At 61.9% G+C, this 18,446-nt stretch carries 13 protein-coding genes; 7 read left to right on the top strand and 6 right to left on the bottom strand.

Features of this window, described 5'->3' with window-relative positions; all coding sequences use genetic code 11:
• Positions 1 to 5 precede the first annotated feature (5 nt).
• On the bottom strand, positions 6 to 1,256 hold the full coding sequence (locus ACLH0I_RS10275; RefSeq protein WP_207961301.1) for a lipoprotein-releasing ABC transporter permease subunit: 1,251 nt from the start codon (positions 1,254 to 1,256) through the stop codon (positions 6 to 8).
• Positions 1,257 to 1,350: 94 nt separating this feature from the next.
• Here ACLH0I_RS10275 and ACLH0I_RS10270 point away from each other — a divergent pair, with 94 nt between their 5' ends.
• On the top strand, positions 1,351 to 1,947 hold the full coding sequence (locus tag ACLH0I_RS10270; RefSeq protein ID WP_207961299.1) for a PilZ domain-containing protein: 597 nt from the start codon (positions 1,351 to 1,353) through the stop codon (positions 1,945 to 1,947).
• Entirely contained in the window at positions 1,944 to 2,666 is a 723-nt protein-coding gene (locus ACLH0I_RS10265) for a glycerophosphodiester phosphodiesterase (RefSeq protein WP_053120741.1), read from the top strand. Before ACLH0I_RS10270 ends, ACLH0I_RS10265 begins: the two co-directional genes overlap by 4 nt.
• Positions 2,667 to 2,708: 42 nt before the next feature.
• On the opposite strand, the gene sthA is transcribed toward ACLH0I_RS10265, so the two are convergent.
• Both sthA and ACLH0I_RS10255 read right to left on the bottom strand, forming a co-directional pair.
• The gene (gene sthA / locus ACLH0I_RS10260; protein ID WP_003183399.1) at positions 2,709 to 4,103 is read right to left on the bottom strand and encodes a Si-specific NAD(P)(+) transhydrogenase; all 1,395 of its coding nucleotides are present in this window, start codon (positions 4,101 to 4,103) and stop codon (positions 2,709 to 2,711) included.
• Positions 4,104 to 4,451: 348 nt separating this feature from the next.
• Complete coding sequence (locus tag ACLH0I_RS10255) at positions 4,452 to 5,501, bottom strand: FAD:protein FMN transferase (RefSeq protein ID WP_411386947.1); 1,050 nt, start codon at positions 5,499 to 5,501, stop codon at positions 4,452 to 4,454.
• Positions 5,502 to 5,673: 172 nt separating this feature from the next.
• On the opposite strand from ACLH0I_RS10255, the gene ACLH0I_RS10250 reads away from it, so the two are divergent.
• Entirely contained in the window at positions 5,674 to 6,972 is a 1,299-nt protein-coding gene (locus ACLH0I_RS10250; RefSeq protein ID WP_250962703.1) for an MFS transporter, read from the top strand.
• Between the two features lie 183 nt (positions 6,973 to 7,155).
• On the opposite strand, the gene ACLH0I_RS10245 is transcribed toward ACLH0I_RS10250, so the two are convergent.
• The gene (locus ACLH0I_RS10245; RefSeq protein WP_411386946.1) at positions 7,156 to 8,619 is read right to left on the bottom strand and encodes a glyceraldehyde-3-phosphate dehydrogenase; all 1,464 of its coding nucleotides are present in this window, start codon (positions 8,617 to 8,619) and stop codon (positions 7,156 to 7,158) included.
• Between the two features lie 168 nt (positions 8,620 to 8,787).
• Between ACLH0I_RS10245 and mfd the strand changes: the two genes are divergently transcribed.
• Genes mfd through ACLH0I_RS10230 form a run of 3 tightly spaced genes read left to right on the top strand, consistent with a single transcriptional unit; the run spans position 8,788 to position 15,519 of the window.
• Entirely contained in the window at positions 8,788 to 12,237 is a 3,450-nt protein-coding gene (gene mfd, locus ACLH0I_RS10240) for a transcription-repair coupling factor (RefSeq protein WP_072407814.1), read from the top strand.
• 10 nt (positions 12,238 to 12,247) lie between these two features.
• Positions 12,248 to 12,814: a CsiV family protein gene (locus ACLH0I_RS10235; protein ID WP_186705225.1), complete on the top strand. Its 567-nt coding sequence runs from the start codon at positions 12,248 to 12,250 to the stop codon at positions 12,812 to 12,814.
• 11 nt (positions 12,815 to 12,825) lie between these two features.
• Positions 12,826 to 15,519, top strand: a complete 2,694-nt coding sequence (locus ACLH0I_RS10230) for a DEAD/DEAH box helicase (RefSeq protein WP_411386945.1) — start codon at positions 12,826 to 12,828, stop codon at positions 15,517 to 15,519.
• Positions 15,520 to 15,699: 180 nt separating this feature from the next.
• Here ACLH0I_RS10230 and nagZ read toward each other — a convergent pair whose 3' ends face one another.
• Positions 15,700 to 16,695 carry a beta-N-acetylhexosaminidase gene (gene nagZ / locus ACLH0I_RS10225; protein WP_411387487.1) on the bottom strand — a complete coding sequence of 332 codons (996 nt, stop codon included), beginning with the start codon at positions 16,693 to 16,695 and terminating at the stop codon, positions 15,700 to 15,702.
• A 184-nt stretch (positions 16,696 to 16,879) separates the two neighbouring features.
• On the bottom strand, positions 16,880 to 17,587 hold the full coding sequence (locus ACLH0I_RS10220; RefSeq protein ID WP_013692622.1) for a TetR/AcrR family transcriptional regulator: 708 nt from the start codon (positions 17,585 to 17,587) through the stop codon (positions 16,880 to 16,882).
• 242 nt (positions 17,588 to 17,829) lie between these two features.
• On the opposite strand from ACLH0I_RS10220, the gene lexA reads away from it, so the two are divergent.
• Positions 17,830 to 18,438, top strand: a complete 609-nt coding sequence (gene lexA, locus ACLH0I_RS10215; RefSeq protein WP_003199651.1) for a transcriptional repressor LexA — start codon at positions 17,830 to 17,832, stop codon at positions 18,436 to 18,438.
• Positions 18,439 to 18,446 lie beyond the last annotated feature (8 nt).

The following is an 18,446-nucleotide window of genomic DNA, read 5'->3' as shown; positions in this document are numbered from 1 at the left end:
CCGACTCACTCATAACGTAACGCCTCCGCAGGCTGGGTGCGCGCGGCACGCCAGGCAGGATACAGGGTGGCGAGGAAACTCAGGACCAACGCGGCGCCGCAGACCATCAACACGTCATCGGACTGCAGCTGCGATGGCAGGTAGTCGATGAAGTACACGTCGGCGTTGAGGAACTTGTGCCCGATCAGCCCTTCGAGGCCGGCGATCGCCGCGCTGACATTCAGCGCGGCGAACATGCCGACCAAAGCGCCGACGAACGTGCCGATGACGCCGATGACGGTGCCCTGGACCATGAAGATCCGCATGATCTGCCCCGGCGTGGCACCGAGGGTACGCAGGATGGCGATGTCGCCCTTCTTGTCGTTCACCACCATCACCAGCGTGGAGATGATGTTGAACGCCGCCACGGCGACGATCAGCAACAGCAGCAGGCCGATCATGGCTTTCTCCATGCGGATCGCCTGGTACAGGTTGCCGTGGGTGCGCGTCCAGTCCCGGGCGTAGTAGCGGTCTTCGCCAAGCTGCTGGGCGATGGTCCAGGCCACTCGAGGGGCCTGGAACAGGTCGTCGAACTTCAAGCGCAGGCCCTGGACCTGATCCGGCTTCCAGCGATGCAGGCGGGCGAGATCCTGGAGATTGGTCACGCCGAGGTAGCCATCGAGCTCGCCAGCACCCACATGGAAAATGCCGACCACGGTAAAGCGCTTCATGCGCGGGAACATGCCGCCCGGCGTCACGGTGACTTCCGGCGCAACGAACGTCAGCTTGTCGCCGATGGCCACGCCGAGCTTCGCCGCGGCCTTGTCGCCGATGACGATGCCGAAGCTGCCCGGCGCCAGGTCGTCGAGTTTGCCCTGCTTCATGAAGTTGTCGATGATCGACACCTGCCGTTCCAACCCGGGATCGATGCCGTTGAGCAGGACCTTGGACACCTTGCCGTCGTTGGTCAGCAGCCCCTGCATCTGGGTGAAGGGCGCCACGGCCAGCACCTGCGGGTTCTGCTTGACCTTGGCGGCCAGGCTCGGCCAGTCGCTGATGGCTTCGCCGGTTTCGAGGGTCGCGTGGGGCACCATGCCCAGCACGCGGGTGCGCATCTCATGATCGAAGCCGTTCATCACCGACAGTACGACAATCATCACGACCACGCCGAGGGCGAGACCGATGATGGAGGTCAGGGAAATGAACGATACAAAATGATTGCGACGCTTTGCACGGGTATAACGCGTGCCGATAAATACGAAGAGAGGTCTGAACATGTCGGGGCTTGTTCGGAGGGAAAAGGAACGTCCTTGTGGCGGGGGTCACAAACCAGCTTTACACTCAGACCACCGCCGCTACCATGGGTTCGCCATGTCGACATTAGATGAAGAAGATCGCCGCGAATACTACCGTATCGAGGACACGATCGCACTGGAAATTCGGCCCCTGTCCATTCCTGAAGCTGCTGGCCAGGAAGTGTTGCAGGATGCTTCTCCATTGTTCAATCTGCTCAGCGAACTGCACCTGAGCGAATTCGAGTCGCAACACCTGCTGCGTCAGATCAGCGAGCGCGAACGCAGCATCGCGGCGTACCTCAAGGCGATGAACAAACGCATCGACCTGCTCAGCCAGGTCATTGCCTTGACGGTGCTCGGCGAAATCGGTGAACCGCAGCCAGTGATCATTTCCGAAGGCGGCATCGACTTCCAATACCCCACCCCCATCGCCGTCGGCGCGCACCTGTCGATCAAGCTGGTGCTGATGCCCCAGGCCCTCGGCTTGCTGCTGCGGGCGCGGGTCACGCACTGCGACCCCAAGGGCGACGGCTACGACGTGGGCACCGAGTTCGAACGCCCGACCGACGCCCAGCGCCAGTTGCTGGCCCGCTACATCCTGCAGAAACAGGCGCAAGAACGGCGCCTGGCCCGGGAACTGAACGAATCAGGTATCAATAAGGAAGAACCGTGACCCTCATTTATGGCCACCGCGGCGCCAAGGGCGAAGCGCCGGAAAACACCCTGACCGGTTTTCAGGAGTGCCTCAAGCACGGCGTACGCCGTTGCGAGCTGGACCTGCATCTTTCAATGGACGGCGAGTTGATGGTGATCCACGACCCGACCCTCAAGCGCACCACCGACCGGCGCGGCAAGGTGGTGGAGCATTCCGCCGCAGAGCTGGTGACCTACGATGCGCGCAAGGGTGGCCCGGGCTGGATCAAGCCGTGCCCGATCCCGCGCTTGGAGGAGCTGTTCGAGCAATGTGATTTCGAGCATTGGCAACTGGAGGTCAAGAGCGCTTCACGCACCCGCGCCGCCGCCACCGTGCTGGGCATCCGCGAAATGGCCCAGCGTTTCGGGCTGCTGGACAAGATCACCATCACTTCCAGTTCCCGGGAAGTGCTCAAGGCGGCCCTGGACCTGACCCCGGACATTTCCCGTGGACTGGTGGCCGAATACGCCTGGCTCGACCCGTTGAAGGTCGCCCAGAGCTACGGCTGCGAGATTCTGGCGCTGAACTGGACCCTGTGCACGCCGGAACGCCTGGCCAAGGCGCAGCGCCAGGGGCTGCATGTGTCGGTGTGGACCGTCAATGAGCCCGCGCTCATGCGCAGGCTCGCCGACTTTGGCGCTGACAGCCTGATTACAGACTTTCCCGGTTTGGCCACTGCCACCCTCGAGAATTGCTGAAATCGGTCTCCCCGGCCGGCTCAGGCCACCGGCCGGAGCCGCTCAAAAAAGCCGGTTGAGCCCGTCGTAGGCGGCTACCCGATAGGCTTCGGCCATGGTCGGGTAGTTGAACGTGGTGTTGACGAAGTACTTCAGCGTGTTCAGTTCGCCCGGCTGGTTCATGATCGCCTGGCCGATGTGCACGATCTCCGATGCCTGGTAGCCGAAGCAGTGCACGCCGAGCACTTCCAGGGTCTCGCGGTGGAACAGGATCTTCAGCATGCCTTGCGGCTCGCCGGCGATCTGCGCACGCGCCATGCTCTTGAAGAATGCCTTGCCCACCTCGTACGGCACCTTGGCCTGGGTCAGCTCCTGCTCGTTCTTGCCGATCGAGCTGATCTCCGGAATGGTGTAGATGCCGGTCGGCACGTCGTTGACGAAGCGCCAGCTGCCGTTGTCGACAATACTGCCGGCGGCCGAACGACCCTGGTCGTGAGCGGCACTGGCCAGGCTCGGCCAGCCGATCACGTCACCGGCACCGTAGATGTTCGGCACGCAGGTGCGGTAGTTCTCGTCGACTTCGATCTGGCCACGGCTGTTGACCTTCACGCCGATGTTTTCCAGGCCCAGGGTGTCGGTATTGCCGGTACGGCCGTTACACCAGAGCAAGGCGTCGGCCTTGATCTTCTTGCCAGACTTGAGATGCAGGATGACGCCATTGTCGACGCCTTCGACGCGGTCGTAGTCTTCGTTGTGGCGCACGGTGATGTTGTTGTTGCTGAAGTGATAGCTCAGGGCCTGGGAGATTTCCGAGTCCAGGAAGCTCAGCAACTGGCCGCGGTTGTCCACCAGTTCCACCAGCACACCCAGGCCGCTGAAGATCGAGGCATATTCGCAACCGATCACGCCGGCACCGTAGACGATGAGCTTACGCGGGGTGTGGCCCAGGCTCAGGATGGTGTCGCTATCGTAGATCCGCGCATGGTTGAAATCGATGTCGGCCGGGCGATACGGGCGCGAACCGGTGGCGATGATGATGTGCTTGGCCACCAGCTTCTCGACCACGCCGTTGCCACAGACCACTTCGACCGTCTGCTCATCGGCAAAGCTGCCGGTGCCGAAGAACACGTCCACGCGGTTGCGGGCGTAGTAGCCGGTACGCGAGGCCACTTGCTTGGAGATGACCTTCTCGGCGCTCTTGAGCACGTCCGGGAAGGAGAACCAGCGCGGTTCGCCGATGGCCCGGAACATCGGGTTGGTGTTGAACTGCATGATCTGCCGGACCGAGTGACGCAAGGCCTTGGACGGGATGGTACCCAAGTGGGTGCAGTTGCCGCCGACCTGCCGACGGCTGTCGACCATCGCCACCTTGCGCCCTGCCTTGGCGGCGTTCATTGCCGCGCCTTCCCCCGCCGGGCCGGAGCCCAGTACCACCACGTCGTAGTTGTAGACAGCCATGCGTACTCCTCAGAACAGGCCGCGATGCCACGCTTGGCATCCACGGCTAAATCATGCCGGCCGGCGGCATGAAGGAACAATTTTAGGCCGGTTCACGCGCCCGGCCACAGTCTATAGAAGCGTCAACGCCGCGCACATTACCCCTTGGTCGCGTCGTAGGCTAGTTTTGCCTGCGCTATTTCGCCACAGGTAGGCTTTCAAAACGCTGTCAGCGTTCACTTAAGATTTGCCCAAATCATCGTGGCGAGGGAGCTTGCTCCCGCTGGGCTGCGCAGCGGCCCCCTTTTGTGAGCGCTTCGCACTCAAGCGGGAGCAAGCTCCTTCGCCACGGTAATCCCGCTTCAGTGGTCATTGGTTTTTTCCACGGGTCATCCGTTCAAAGATGTCGTTGGTGCGGCTGACGAAACGCTCCCCATCCCGCAGCACGAAAAATACCCCGATGTGATTTTTTTCGGCATAGTCCCAACCCCGTTCAGGACCGAGAATCAGCAACAGCGTCGATAGTCCATCGGCCATCATCGCCGAAGGATGAATCACCGTGACGGACGCCAGGTTGTGTAGGACCGGCGCACCAGTACGCCCATCAAAGGTGTGGGAATAACGCTGGCCGCCCTGCTCGAAATATTTACGGTAGTCACCCGAGGTGGAAACCCCGTAGCCGTTGACCTCGATGATACGCTCAGCCACTTGCCGGTCATCCCGAGGCTCTTCCAGGGCAATGCGCCAGGCCGAACCATCAGGCTTACGCCCGACAGCCTTGAGTTCACCGGTGGCTTCGGCCAGGTAACTGTCGATGCCCAAGGCCTGGAGCCTGGCGGCGATGCGGTCGACGGCATGACCGGCGGCGATACTGTTGAAGTCGACCTCTACCGCCGCATCCTTGCACAACCGATCACCCTCAATGCGCAGATGGTCGTGGCCAACGCGCTGGCGCACCTCGGCCAGCGCCTCGGCGCTCGGCACTTGCTCTGTGCGGGACTGAGGACCGAAGCCCCACAGGTTCAACAGTGGCTCCACCGTCAGGTCGAAGGAGCCATCGCTTTGGACCGACCATTGCTCGCCCACGCGGATCAATGCCAGGACCGGGCCAGGCATGACCTGGCAACTGTTGGCGGGCAGCGCATTGAAGCGCTCGACGTCCGAGTCGCTGCGATAGGTCGAGAATTGCCGATCCACTTCGGCCAGGATGTTTTCCACCTCGGCCTGCACCGTTTTCGGACCGGGCCCGGCGGGATGCCTGACGTACTGGATGGAATAGTGACTGCCCATGGTCGGGCCGTCGAAGCGCTCCAAGGTGTCGCCACCGCCGCAACCGGACAACACGCCGGCCAGCACCACAAGGCCTATCCATCGTCCAGTTAACAAATCTTCATCTCTCCTCAAAACCGCGCCCGCCATTATGGGCTACGGCGCGAACAAAAAGCCTGTGGGAGCGAGCTTGGTCCGGGCGGCGATCCGACGATAGCGGCGGAACGTTCGGCACCAAGGTGGCTGACACATAGCCATCGCGAGCAAGCTCGCTCCCACAGGTCCTGCGTTTCCAAAAAAATGTGAAAGTGAGTACCTACCCATGTCTTCCAACACGAGCAACGGCAAGGCGATTTTTCGCGTTGTCAGCGGCAACTTCCTGGAGATGTTCGACTTCATGGTCTATGGCTTCTACGCCACGGCCATCGCCAAGACGTTCTTCCCCGCCGACAGTGCGTTTGCCTCGCTGATGCTGTCCCTGGCCACGTTCGGTGCCGGGTTCCTGATGCGCCCCCTGGGAGCGATTTTTCTCGGTGCCTACATCGACCGCCATGGCCGTCGCAAAGGCTTGATCATCACCCTAGTGCTGATGGCCATGGGCACCATACTGATCGCCTGCGTGCCGGGCTACGCCGTCCTCGGCGTGGCGGCGCCCTTGCTGGTGCTGCTCGGCCGCTTGCTGCAAGGTTTCTCCGCCGGCGTGGAACTGGGTGGCGTGTCGGTTTACCTGGCGGAAATCTCCACGCCGGGGCGCAAGGGCTTCTTTGTCAGTTGGCAATCGGCCAGCCAACAGGCCGCCGTGGTGTTTGCCGGTCTGCTGGGGGTTGGCCTCAATCACTGGTTGAGTCCCCAGGAGATGGGGGATTGGGGCTGGCGCGTACCGTTCCTGGTGGGTTGCATGATTGTCCCGGCAATCTTCATGATCCGTCGCTCGCTGGAGGAAACGCCCGAGTTCCAGGCAAGAAAACATCGCCCTACCCTGTCGGAAATCGTCCGCTCAATCGGTCAGAATTTCGGCATCGTCCTGGCCGGCATGGCGTTGGTGGTGATGACCACCGTGTCGTTCTACCTGATCACCGCCTACACACCGACCTTTGGCAAGGCCGAGTTGAACCTGTCGGACCTGGACGCGCTGCTGGTCACGGTGTGCATCGGCTTGTCGAATTTTTTCTGGCTGCCAGTGATGGGGGCGTTTTCCGACAAGATCGGACGCAAACCCCTGCTGCTCGGTGCGACTGTCCTGGCGATCCTGACCGCTTATCCGGCCCTGTCCTGGCTGGTGGCGAACCCCAGTTTCAGCCATTTGCTGATCGTCGAGCTGTGGCTGTCGTTCCTATATGGATCCTACAACGGTGCAATGGTCGTCGCCTTGACGGAAATCATGCCGGTCGAGGTGCGCACCACCGGGTTCTCCCTGGCCTACAGCCTGGCGACGGCAACGTTCGGCGGGTTTACCCCGGCAGCCTGTACCTACCTGATCCATGTGCTCGACAACAAGGCCGCACCGGGGATATGGCTCACTGGGGCGGCAGTGCTGGGGCTGATTGCCACCCTGGTACTGTTCAAGGGTAATCGGCATGAACTGCGCACGGCGCAGGCTTCCGTAGTGGGCGGCGCCTGATAAATCGTCATCGCGAGCAAGCTCGCTCCCACAGTTGACCGAGTTGTTGCTGATGTATGCGGTCCAATGTGGGAGCGAGCTTGCTCCGGGCGGCGATCCGACGATGAGGCCAGCCCAGGCACCACAAACTCCAGACAAAAAAACGCCCCGACAAGTCGGGGCGTTTCCACAAGCGGCTAACGCTTAGCGCGGGAACGCTGGCGGGTTTACCCCGGCCATGTCTTCCATCACGCGAACCACCTGGCAGCTGTAACCGAATTCGTTGTCGTACCAGACGTACAACACAACGCGGTTATCTTGGCTGATGGTGGCTTCAGCATCCACCACACCGGCGTGGCGCGAGCCCACGAAGTCGGTGGACACCACTTCCTGGGAATTGACGAAGTCGATCTGCTTGTGCAGCTCGGAGTGCAGCGCCATATAGCGCAAGTACTCGTTCATCTCTTCACGGGTGGCGGCTGTCTCAAGGTTCAGGTTGAGAATGGCCATCGACACGTTCGGCGTCGGCACGCGGATCGCGTTGCCGGTCAGCTTGCCGGCCAGTTCAGGCAGGGCCTTGGCGGCGGCGGTGGCGGCACCGGTCTCGGTGATGACCATGTTCAGCGCTGCGCTGCGGCCACGGCGATCGCCCTTGTGGAAGTTGTCGATCAGGTTCTGGTCGTTGGTGTACGAGTGAACCGTTTCGACGTGACCGTTGACGATGCCAAACTTGTCGTTCACGGCCTTGAGCACCGGCACGATGGCGTTGGTGGTGCAAGAAGCGGCGGAGACGATCTTGTCGTCAGCAGTGATTTCGCCGTGGTTGATGCCGTGAACGATGTTCTTCAGCTTGCCCTTGCCAGGCGCGGTCAGGACAACGCGGTCGACACCCGGGCAGGCCAAGTGCTGGCCCAGGCCGTCGGCGTCACGCCATACGCCGGTGTTGTCCACCAGCAGTGCGTCCTTGATGCCGTACTGGGTGTAATCCACCTCGGTCGGGTTCTTCGCGTAGATCACCTGGATCAGGTTACCGTTGGCGGTGATGGTGTTGTTTTCTTCGTCGATGGTGATGGTGCCATTGAACGAACCATGGACCGAATCGCGACGCAGCAGGCTGGCGCGCTTGGTCAGGTCGTTCTCGGCGCCCTTGCGCACCACGATGGCCCGCAGGCGCAGGCCGTCGCCACCACCGGTTTTTTCGATCAGGATGCGCGCCAGCAGACGGCCGATACGACCGAAGCCGTACAGGACCACGTCAGTGCCTTTGCGAGCCGAAACGTTCTGCTGGCCAACCACATCAGCCATCTCTTCACGCACGAATTGCTCGGCGCTGCGGCCATTGCCTTCGTTGCGGAATTTGAATGCCAACTTGCCCAGGTCCACCGAAGCCGCGCCGAGCTTGAGCTCGCTCATGGCCTTGAGCAGGGGGAATGTTTCGTGGACGGAGAGTTCGCTGTCGTCGGAAGAACGGTGGCGCGCAAAGCGGTGGGCTTTGAGGATCGCGATGACAGACTGGTTGATCAGGCTGCGGCCATAGATCGAGCTCACCACGTTGTTATTGCGGTAGAGCTGACCGATGAGAGGGATCATCGCTTCGGCGAGCGCTTCACGATCAATCCATTCACCAAGACACTGGTCGGGCTTCTGAGTCACGGTAACCTTCCACATGTAGGGGCTGAAAAAAGGGGCTACATTATGCCGCCGAGTCATCGGCGGAGCAATGCGCGCCCGTCGCGCCGTGGTTTTCCTGCCTGCCTGGGTAGTCTGCGACTGACAGCAGCCCCCTTCCCCCGCTACAATTGTCGACTTTGTCGCAATGCTGGAGCTCAATCTTCCGTGCCCGTTCTGCGTCTTCCGCTTCTCCCTGCCGCGGCAGGTAAACAGCACTGGGGCAACCTGCCCGGTGCCGCCCTGAGCCTGGCCATCGCCGAGGCTGCCAGCGCTGCAAAGCGTTTCACCCTGCTATTGACCGCCGACAGCCAAAGCGCCGAACGGCTGGAACAGGAGCTGAGTTTCTTCGCGCCGGATTTGCCGGTCTTGCATTTTCCGGACTGGGAAACGCTGCCCTACGACCTGTTTTCACCGCACCAGGACATCATTTCCCAGCGAATCGCCAGTCTTTATCGGCTGCCGGAGCTCAGTCATGGCGTTTTGGTAGTGCCGATCACCACAGCCCTACATCGCCTGGCCCCGACCCAATTTCTGCTCGGCAGCAGCCTGGTGCTGGACATCGGCCAGAAGCTCGACGTCGAGCAAATGCGCACCCGCCTCGAGGCCAGTGGCTATCGGTGCGTCGACACGGTGTATGAACACGGCGAGTTCGCGGTGCGCGGCGCCTTGATCGATCTGTTCCCGATGGGCAGCAAACTGCCGTATCGCATCGACCTGTTCGATGACGAAATCGAGACGCTGCGCACCTTCGACCCGGAAAACCAGCGCTCCATCGACAAGGTTCAGTCGATCCGCCTGTTGCCGGCCAAGGAATTCCCGTTGCAGAAAGACGCCGTGACCCGCTTCAAGGCGCGCTTTCGCGAACGCTTCGATGTGGATTTCCGCCGTTGCCCGATCTTCCAGGACCTGAGCAGCGGGATCACGCCCGCCGGTATCGAGTACTACCTGCCGCTGTTTTTCGAAGAAACCTCCACCCTGTTCGATTACTTGCCCCAGGACACCCAGGTGTTTTCCCTGCCGGGCATCGAGCAAGCGGCGGAAAATTTCTGGAACGATGTGCGCAACCGCTACGAAGAGCGTCGCGTCGATCCGTCCCGGCCTCTATTGCCGCCAGCCGAGTTGTTCCTGCCGGTAGAAGATTGTTTTGCCCGTCTCAAGAGTTGGCCGCGCGTGGTGGCGAGCCAGCAGGACGTGGAAACCGGCGTCGGCCGTGAGCGCTTCCCGGCCAAGGCATTGCCGGACCTGGCCATCGAAGCCAAGGCCACGCAACCGCTGGCGGCGCTGGCGGGTTTTCTCGATGCATTCCCCGGCCGCGTACTGTTCACCGCCGAATCCGCGGGACGTCGCGAAGTGCTGCTGGAACTGCTCGAACGTTTGAAGCTGCGACCGAAGACTGTCGACAGCTGGCCGGACTTCGTCGCCGGCAAGGATCGCCTGGCGATCACCATCGCGCCGCTGAACGACGGCCTGGTTCTGGATGACCCGGCCCTGGCACTGGTGGCCGAAAGTCCGTTGTTCGGCCAGCGGGTCATGCAGCGCCGCCGTCGCGAGAAACGTGCCGACGCCGCCAACGACGCCGTCATCAAGAACCTCACCGAGCTGCGTGAAGGCGCGCCGGTGGTACACATCGATCACGGCGTGGGTCGCTACCTGGGCCTGGCGACACTGGAAATCGACAACCAGGCCGCCGAGTTCCTGACCCTTGAGTACGCCGAGGGCGCCAAGCTCTACGTGCCAGTGGCGAACCTGCACCTGATCGCTCGCTACACCGGCAGCGACGATGCCCTGGCCCCGCTGCATCGCCTGGGCTCGGAAACCTGGCAGAAAGCCAAGCGCAAGGCGGCCGAACAGGTGCGCGACGTCGCTGCCGAACTGCTGGACATCTACGCCCGTCGCGCGGCTCGCGAGGGCTACGCCTTCGCCGATCCGAAAGCCGACTACGAAACCTTCAGTGCCGGCTTCCCCTTCGAAGAAACCGTCGACCAACAGACCACCATCGAAGCCGTGCGCGCCGACATGCTCGCCCCCAAGCCCATGGATCGACTGGTGTGTGGCGACGTGGGCTTCGGCAAGACCGAAGTGGCGATGCGCGCCGCCTTCATTGCCGTGCATGGCGGCAAACAGGTGGCGATCCTGGTCCCGACCACCCTGCTGGCCCAGCAGCACTACAACAGTTTCCGCGACCGCTTCGCCGACTGGCCAGTGACCGTGGAAGTGATGAGTCGCTTCAAATCCACCAAGGAAGTGAACGCCGCCGTGGCCGACCTGGCCGAGGGCAAGATCGACATCGTCATCGGCACGCACAAGCTGCTGCAGGACGATGTGAAGATCAAGAACCTGGGGCTGGTGATCATCGACGAAGAGCATCGTTTTGGCGTGCGCCAGAAGGAACAGCTCAAGGCCCTGCGCAGCGAAGTCGACATCCTGACCCTGACCGCCACGCCAATCCCGCGCACGTTGAACATGGCGGTGTCGGGCATGCGCGACCTGTCGATCATCGCCACGCCGCCGGCCCGGCGCCTGTCGGTGCGCACCTTTGTCATGGAGCAGAACAAAAGCACGGTCAAGGAAGCCCTGTTGCGTGAGCTGCTGCGCGGCGGCCAGGTCTATTACCTGCACAATGACGTGAAGACCATCGAGAAATGTGCCGCCGACCTGGCCGAGCTGGTGCCGGAAGCGCGCATCGGCATCGGCCACGGGCAGATGCGCGAGCGTGAACTCGAACAGGTGATGAGCGACTTCTACCACAAGCGCTTCAACGTGCTGATCGCCTCGACCATCATCGAGACCGGCATCGACGTGCCGAGCGCCAACACCATCATCATCGAGCGCGCCGACAAATTCGGCCTGGCCCAACTGCACCAGTTGCGCGGCCGGGTCGGTCGCAGCCACCACCAGGCCTATGCCTACCTGTTGACGCCACCGCGCCAACAAATCACCCCGGATGCGGAAAAACGCCTGGAAGCCATCGCCAACACCCAGGACCTCGGCGCCGGCTTCGTGCTGGCCACCAACGACCTGGAAATCCGTGGCGCCGGCGAATTGCTCGGCGACGGCCAGAGCGGCCAGATCCAGGCCGTCGGCTTCACGCTGTACATGGAGATGCTCGAACGCGCGGTCAAGTCGATCCGCAAGGGCGAGCAGCCGAACCTCGACCAACCCCTGGGCGGCGGGCCGGAAATCAACCTGCGAGTACCGGCACTGATCCCGGAAGACTACCTGCCGGACGTCCACGCACGGCTGATCCTCTACAAACGCATCGCCTCGGCCAGCGACGAGGAAGGCCTCAAGGACCTGCAAGTGGAGATGATCGACCGCTTCGGCCTGCTGCCGGAACCGACCAAGAACCTGGTGCGCACCACGTTGCTCAAGCTTAAGGCCGAGCAACTGGGCATCAAGAAAGTCGATGGCGGCCCCAATGGCGGCCGGATCGAGTTCGAGGCCCAGACGCCGGTCGACCCACTGGTGCTGATCAAGTTGATCCAGGGCCAGCCCAAACGCTACAAGTTCGAAGGCGCCACGATGTTCAAGTTCATGGTGCCCATGGAACGCGCGGAAGAGCGTTTCAATACCGTAGAGGCGCTGTTCGAGCGCCTCACTCCGACCACTGCTTGAAGGACGCCCCATGCGCCTGTTTCGCTCATTGACCTTGTTGTTGACCCTGGTCGCTCCCCTGGCGTTCGCCGACGACCTGTATCAGGTTGAAATGATCCTGGTACGCCAGAACGCCGAGCCGGCGATTGTCAGCCGTGCCGCACCGGAAGACTGGGACGCCGGCGCGCAACGCCTGGGCGCGGACAGCCAGCGCACGCCGGCCTTGGGCAACGTCGTCGAGAAACTCACCGCCAGCGGCCAATACACCGTATTGATGCACAAGGCCTGGCAGCAGACCCTCGGCGAACAGGGCCGAAAAGTCGCCATCAGCGACGGTACTGAACAGTTTGGCCAGTTTCCCATCGAGGGTACTCTGGAACTGAAACTGGGGCGCTTCACCGACGTGGATGCCGATTTCTGGGTCAACCAGATCGACGCCAATGGCCTGGTCACCGCCAGCGAGCGCCTCAAACAGCAGAGCCATACCAAGAATGGCCAACTGAACTTCCTCGACAACGGTCACCTCGGCCTGTTGATCAAGATCACTTCGCTGACTGCGCCCGCACCTCGGCAGGCACCTGAAGTCATTCCGGACTGATTGGCGCGCCTATGCCCTCGCCCCTGAGCAAACCCCTGGCACCCTCCTGGGTCAATCGATTCAAGGAACAGAGCCTGGAGCGTGGGCGCCGTTACGCGCTGGAAAACCGCGTCAGGATCGTCGAGGCTGGCGATAGCACCATCATCGCCAGTTGCGAAGGCTCTGGCGGCAGCGTCTACCGTCAGACCATTCGCCTTAAAGAGTCAGCCAAGGGCACGCTGATTCTGCTCGAAGCCGCGTGCTCATGCCCGGTGCGCATCAACTGCAAGCACTGCGCGGCCGTGTTGCTGCAAGTCCAGGAAACCCTGGCCTACCCGGCCGCCGAAAAGGACGCCCACCTGCTGGAGAAACTCCAGGCGGTGCTGGACAACCGCAGCCCCAAGGCCCCGCCACAAGTGCTGGTGGACAACGTGCAGCCGGTGCCGCGCCTGTGGCTGGCCAGTATCGAGTTCAGCGCCTTCGAGCCACGCAACGGCAAGATGCAGCGCTACATCCAGCACCGCGCCGCCCTGTCCTTCAGTTATCTGGATGAATACGTCAGCGGCCAGCGCAACACCGACGTGCTGATTCGCCAGGAAACCCAGACGTTGCGGATAAAACGCCACACCGATGTGGAACAGTCCTACCGCGAACAACTACGAATCCTCGGCTTCAAGGTCGCGACCCGACAAAGCAAGGCCCTGCCGGAAAGCGCCGGCGAACTGTACGAAATGGTCAACGACAGCGCCTGGCTGACCTTCACCCTCAACGACCTGCCGAAACTACGCACCCAGGGCTGGGAGTTGCAGATCGACGAGGACTTCGGCTTTGACCTGACGGCGGTGGACGAGTGGTATGCCACGGTCGAGGAAACGCCGGAGCGGGACTGGTTCGACCTGGAGCTGGGGATCATCGTCAACGGCGAGCGCCTGAGCCTGCTGCCGATCCTGTTGAACCTGATGCGCTCGCACATCGAATTGTTCAATCCCGAACGCCTGGCCCGGCGCCGGGACGATGAGCTGATCCTGGTCAACCTGCCCAACCGCCCGAACTCGGAGTTCGGCCCGCAGCAAGTGGCCCTGCCCTATGGCCGGCTGAAACCGGTGCTGGCGACCCTGGGCGAGTTTTACCTGCAAGAGCCCGGCACCACCAAACTGCGCCTCAACAGCGCGGACGCCTTGCGCCTGAACCCGCTGCAGGACATGCCGCTGACCTGGGAAGGTGGCGAACACATTCGCGGCCTGGCCCAACGCCTGCGGGACATCAAGGATTACACCGCCACCGCTCCAGAGGGCCTGAACGCAACGCTGCGGCCTTATCAACTCGAAGGCCTGAGCTGGATGCAGTCGCTACGACAGCTGGAAGTCGGCGGCATCCTCGCGGACGACATGGGCCTGGGCAAAACCCTACAGACCCTGGCGCACATTCTGAGTGAAAAAAATGCCGGGCGCCTCGACCGTCCGTGCATGGTAGTGATGCCGACCAGCCTGATTCCCAACTGGCTCGACGAAGCGTCCCACTTCACGCCGCAGCTCAAGGTCCTGGCGCTTTACGGTGCGGGACGCAAAAAACATTTCGAACGGCTGGTGGATTACGACCTGATCCTCACCACTTATGCCCTGCTCCCCAAGGATGTCGAGCGCCTGAAAGCGCAGCCACTTCACGTACTGATCCTCGATGAAGCCCAGTACATCAAGAACCCCACCAGCAAAGCCGCCCAGGCCGCCCGGGAGCTCAACGCCCGCCAGCGGCTGTGCCTGTCCGGTACGCCGCTGGAAAATCACCTGGGCGAATTGTGGTCGCTGTTTCACTTCCTGTTGCCGGGCTGGCTCGGGGACGTCAAGAGTTTCAACCGCGATTACCGTGTACCGATCGAAAAGCGCGGCAGCGATGTACGACTGCAGCACCTCAACGGTCGGATAAAACCCTTCCTGCTGCGCAGGACCAAGGAACAAGTGGCGACGGAGTTGCCACCCAAGACCGAGATCATCCATTGGGTCGAACTCAGCGACGCCCAGCGGGACGTCTACGAAACCATGCGCCTGGCGATGGACAAGAAAGTCCGCGACGAGATCACCCGCAAAGGCGTGGCTCGCAGCCAGATCATCATCCTCGAAGCACTGCTCAAGCTGCGCCAGGTGTGCTGCGACCTGCGCCTGATCAACGACGCCACCCTGCCCGCCCGAGGCAGCACCTCGGGCAAGCTCGACAGCCTGATGGAAATGCTCGAAGAGTTGTTTGAAGAAGGGCGCCGGGTACTGCTGTTTTCGCAGTTCACGTCCATGCTGGCGCTGATTGAGGATGAACTGAAGAAACGCGGCGTCGACTACGCCATCCTGACCGGCCAGACCCGGGATCGACGCACGCCCGTCAAGGAGTTCCAGAGTGGCAAGCGTCAGATCTTTCTGATCAGCCTGAAGGCCGGTGGTGTGGGCCTGAACCTGACCGAGGCCGACACCGTGATTCACTACGACCCGTGGTGGAACCCGGCCACCGAAAACCAGGCCACCGACCGTGCCTACCGCATCGGCCAGGAAAAACCGGTGTTCGTCTACAAGCTGATAGCCCGAGGCACGGTGGAAGAGAAGATCCAACTGCTGCAAAAGGAAAAATCCGACCTCGCCGCTGGCGTGCTGGATGGACGCGTGGCCGGCGATTGGAAATTGCAGAGCGACGATATCGAGGCGCTGTTCGCGCCGCTGCCGGACAAGCTCGAGAAGCGCTGACACTCCCTCAACTCATCCTGGGTGTCCATGAGTCTGGTGTTCACCGCAGAGCCACCGTGGGAGCGAGCTTGCTCGCGATAGCAGTGGTTCAGCCGGCCTAGATGCTGACTGTGTTGCCGTCATCGCGAGCAGGCTCGCTCCCACAGGGGGGTGTTGCAATGTTCACACAACCAGAATCCCCTACATCAGCTGCGCAGCTCTCAGCGCGCCGAGCGCCGCCAGCCAGCGTGGGTCCTGGCGGTATTCCGTGGAGGCACAGGCCTGGCCGCGCATGCGGGCGATCCGCGCCGAAGGCTTGACCTTCAGGCGTTGGGCAGCGCTCAGGGCCAGCTCCGCGGCGGCGCGATCGTTACACACCAGGCCCATGTCGCAGCCCGCCGTCAAGGCCGCCTCGATACGACTGGCGGCATCACCGACCACATGAGCCCCGGCCATCGACAAATCATCGCTGAAGATCACACCGTCAAACTGCAACTCGCCGCGCAGGATGTCCTGCAACCAACGGCGAGAAAAACCAGCTGGATTGGCGTCAACCTGCGGGTAGATGACGTGGGCCGGCATGACCGCGGCCAGTTGCTTGCTCAGCTTGGCGAACGGTACCAGGTCGTTGGCGCGAATCTGTTCCAGGCTGCGCTCATCGTTCGGGATCGCCACATGGGAATCAGCCTCGGCCCAACCATGACCCGGGAAGTGCTTGCCAGTGGCCCCCATCCCGGCGGCGCTCATGCCACGGATGAAGGCACCGGCCAGCAACGCTGCGCGTTCGGGGTCACCTTCGAAGGCACGACTGCCGACGACGGCGCTGCGCTGGTAATCGAGGTCCAGCACCGGCGCAAAACTCAGGTCGAGACCCACCGCCAGCACTTCGGTGGCCATGATCCAGCCGCACTGCTCGGCCAGGTATTCGGCGTTCGGGTTGTCGGCTATCGCCCGCATGGCCGGCAACCGCACAAATCCTTGGCGCAACCGTTGAACACGGCCGCCTTCCTGGTCCACCGCCAATAGAAGGTCGGGACGGATGGCGCGGATCGACGCACTCAATTCGCGCACCTGACGTGGATGCTCGATATTGCGGGCAAAAATGATCAGGCCGCCTACCTCGGGCTGGCGCAACAGGTGGCGATCTTCGGCCGTCAGCCAGGTACCGGCGACGTCCACCATCAACGAGCCTTGCAGGCCAGCAGTCATAGCATTTCCTTAATAACGATGAACCCGTGCGGTGACACAGACACGACCACACCGCCAGGCCCAAGGCCCGACAGGTCGCGGTCATGCAATAAAGAATGGAACGGGTTCGAAACGAGAGTCGACATGGGCGGCTAGCTTAGCGGATGTAGGCAGCCCGCGCCCACCCGTGCGCTCAAGCCTTGGCCAGCGCTGGCGTCGATTTGCTGCGTGGACGCAGTTGCGCGGCCGCCATGGCCTCATCGGTGACGCCACTTTCGGCACGCATGCCGGCTGCCAAGAACGGCACCATCAGGCGCATCACCTGCTCGATCGAGGTGTTCACGCCAAAATCGGTTTCAGCGATGGCCCGCAGCGCTTTGATACCGGACATGCTGAACGCGGCGGCGCCGAGCATGAAGTGCACCCGCCAGAACAGCTCGATGGGCGGAATGCGCGGCGCGGCTTCGTTGACCAGCAGCATGTAGCGACGAAAGACCTTGCCGTACATGTCTTCCAAGTAACGCCGCAGGTGGCCCTGGCTTTGGCTGAACGCAAGGCCCAACAGGCGCATGAAAATGGACAGATCGTTACCGCTGCGCGGTTGCACGACGAGGGCTTGTTCGACCAGGATTTCCAGCAGTTCTTCCAGGGTTGGCTTGACGTCGGGCTTGGCCTGGCGCCGCTCCAGTTCACGATCGAGGCTGAGGCAGAAAGGCCCGAGGAACCGCGAGAAAACCGCCTGGATCAACGCTTTTTTCGAGCCGAAGTGATAATTCACCGCCGCCAGGTTCACCCCGGCCTTGCTGGTGATCAGACGCAACGAGGTTTCGGCGAAACCTTTTTCCGCGAACAACTGCTCGGCAGCATCGAGAATGCGTTCAACGGTTTCCGACTGGGCCATGGTTACTCCGCCTGACAAACACTTGTTTGAAACATACGTTTCAGCCTAGGGGGTTGTCAAGCCTGCCGGGGCGTTTTGCGAACGGTCGGTCACGTATTTAACCACACCTTTTCACAGGTGGTAGCCCTGCCCCAACCAACAAGCCGAACGACCGTCCAGCGGCCCGCGAAAAAAGGAGGATTGCCAAGCGGCGTCCACTGTATATAATCCCAGTCACTGTATAAAAAGACAGAGCGATCAATATGCTAAAGCTGACGCCACGCCAAGCAGAGATTCTGGCCTTCATCAAACGCTGCCTCGAAGACAACGGCTACCCGCCGACCCGCGCGGAAATCGCCCAGGAACTGGGTTTCAAGTCGCCCAACGCGGCTGAAGAACACCTCAAGGCGCTGGCGCGCAAGGGCGCGATCGAAATGACCCCGGGCGCATCCCGTGGCATTCGCATCCCTGGCTTCGAAGCCAAGGCCGACGAAACCACCCTGCCGATCATTGGCCGGGTCGCGGCAGGCGCACCGATCCTCGCCCAGCAGCATGTCGAGGAATCCTGCAACATCAACCCTTCGTTCTTCCATCCACGGGCCGATTACCTGCTTCGTGTACACGGCATGAGCATGAAGGACATCGGTATCTTCGACGGTGACCTCCTGGCCGTCCACACCACCCGCGAAGCCCGCAATGGCCAGATCGTGGTGGCGCGAATCGGCGACGAGGTGACCGTCAAGCGCTTCAAGCGCGACGGCAGCAAGGTCTGGCTCATTGCCGAGAACCCGGAGTTCGCCCCCATCGAAGTGAACCTGAAAGACCAGGACCTGGTCATCGAAGGCTTGAGCGTCGGCGTCATTCGCCGCTAAAGGAGGCT

It is taken from the genome of Pseudomonas sp. MPB03, from assembly GCF_046605385.1.
Lineage (GTDB): Bacteria > Pseudomonadota > Gammaproteobacteria > Pseudomonadales > Pseudomonadaceae > Aquipseudomonas > Aquipseudomonas zanjanensis.
Note: the sequence above shows the minus strand (reverse complement) of the source record. Positions and strands in the feature narration are given on the sequence as shown.

Coding starts and splice junctions, on each gene's coding strand:
- ACLH0I_RS10275 (WP_207961301.1), bottom strand. CDS start 1,256: ATGTTCAGACCTCTCTTCGTATTTATCGGCACGCGTTATACCCGTGCA.
- ACLH0I_RS10270 (WP_207961299.1), top strand. CDS start 1,351: ATGTCGACATTAGATGAAGAAGATCGCCGCGAATACTACCGTATCGAG.
- sthA (WP_003183399.1), bottom strand. CDS start 4,103: ATGGCTGTCTACAACTACGACGTGGTGGTACTGGGCTCCGGCCCGGCG.
- ACLH0I_RS10255 (WP_411386947.1), bottom strand. CDS start 5,501: ATGGCGGGCGCGGTTTTGAGGAGAGATGAAGATTTGTTAACTGGACGA.
- ACLH0I_RS10250 (WP_250962703.1), top strand. CDS start 5,674: ATGTCTTCCAACACGAGCAACGGCAAGGCGATTTTTCGCGTTGTCAGC.
- ACLH0I_RS10245 (WP_411386946.1), bottom strand. CDS start 8,619: ATGTGGAAGGTTACCGTGACTCAGAAGCCCGACCAGTGTCTTGGTGAA.
- ACLH0I_RS10235 (WP_186705225.1), top strand. CDS start 12,248: ATGCGCCTGTTTCGCTCATTGACCTTGTTGTTGACCCTGGTCGCTCCC.
- ACLH0I_RS10230 (WP_411386945.1), top strand. CDS start 12,826: ATGCCCTCGCCCCTGAGCAAACCCCTGGCACCCTCCTGGGTCAATCGA.
- ACLH0I_RS10220 (WP_013692622.1), bottom strand. CDS start 17,587: ATGGCCCAGTCGGAAACCGTTGAACGCATTCTCGATGCTGCCGAGCAG.
- lexA (WP_003199651.1), top strand. CDS start 17,830: ATGCTAAAGCTGACGCCACGCCAAGCAGAGATTCTGGCCTTCATCAAA.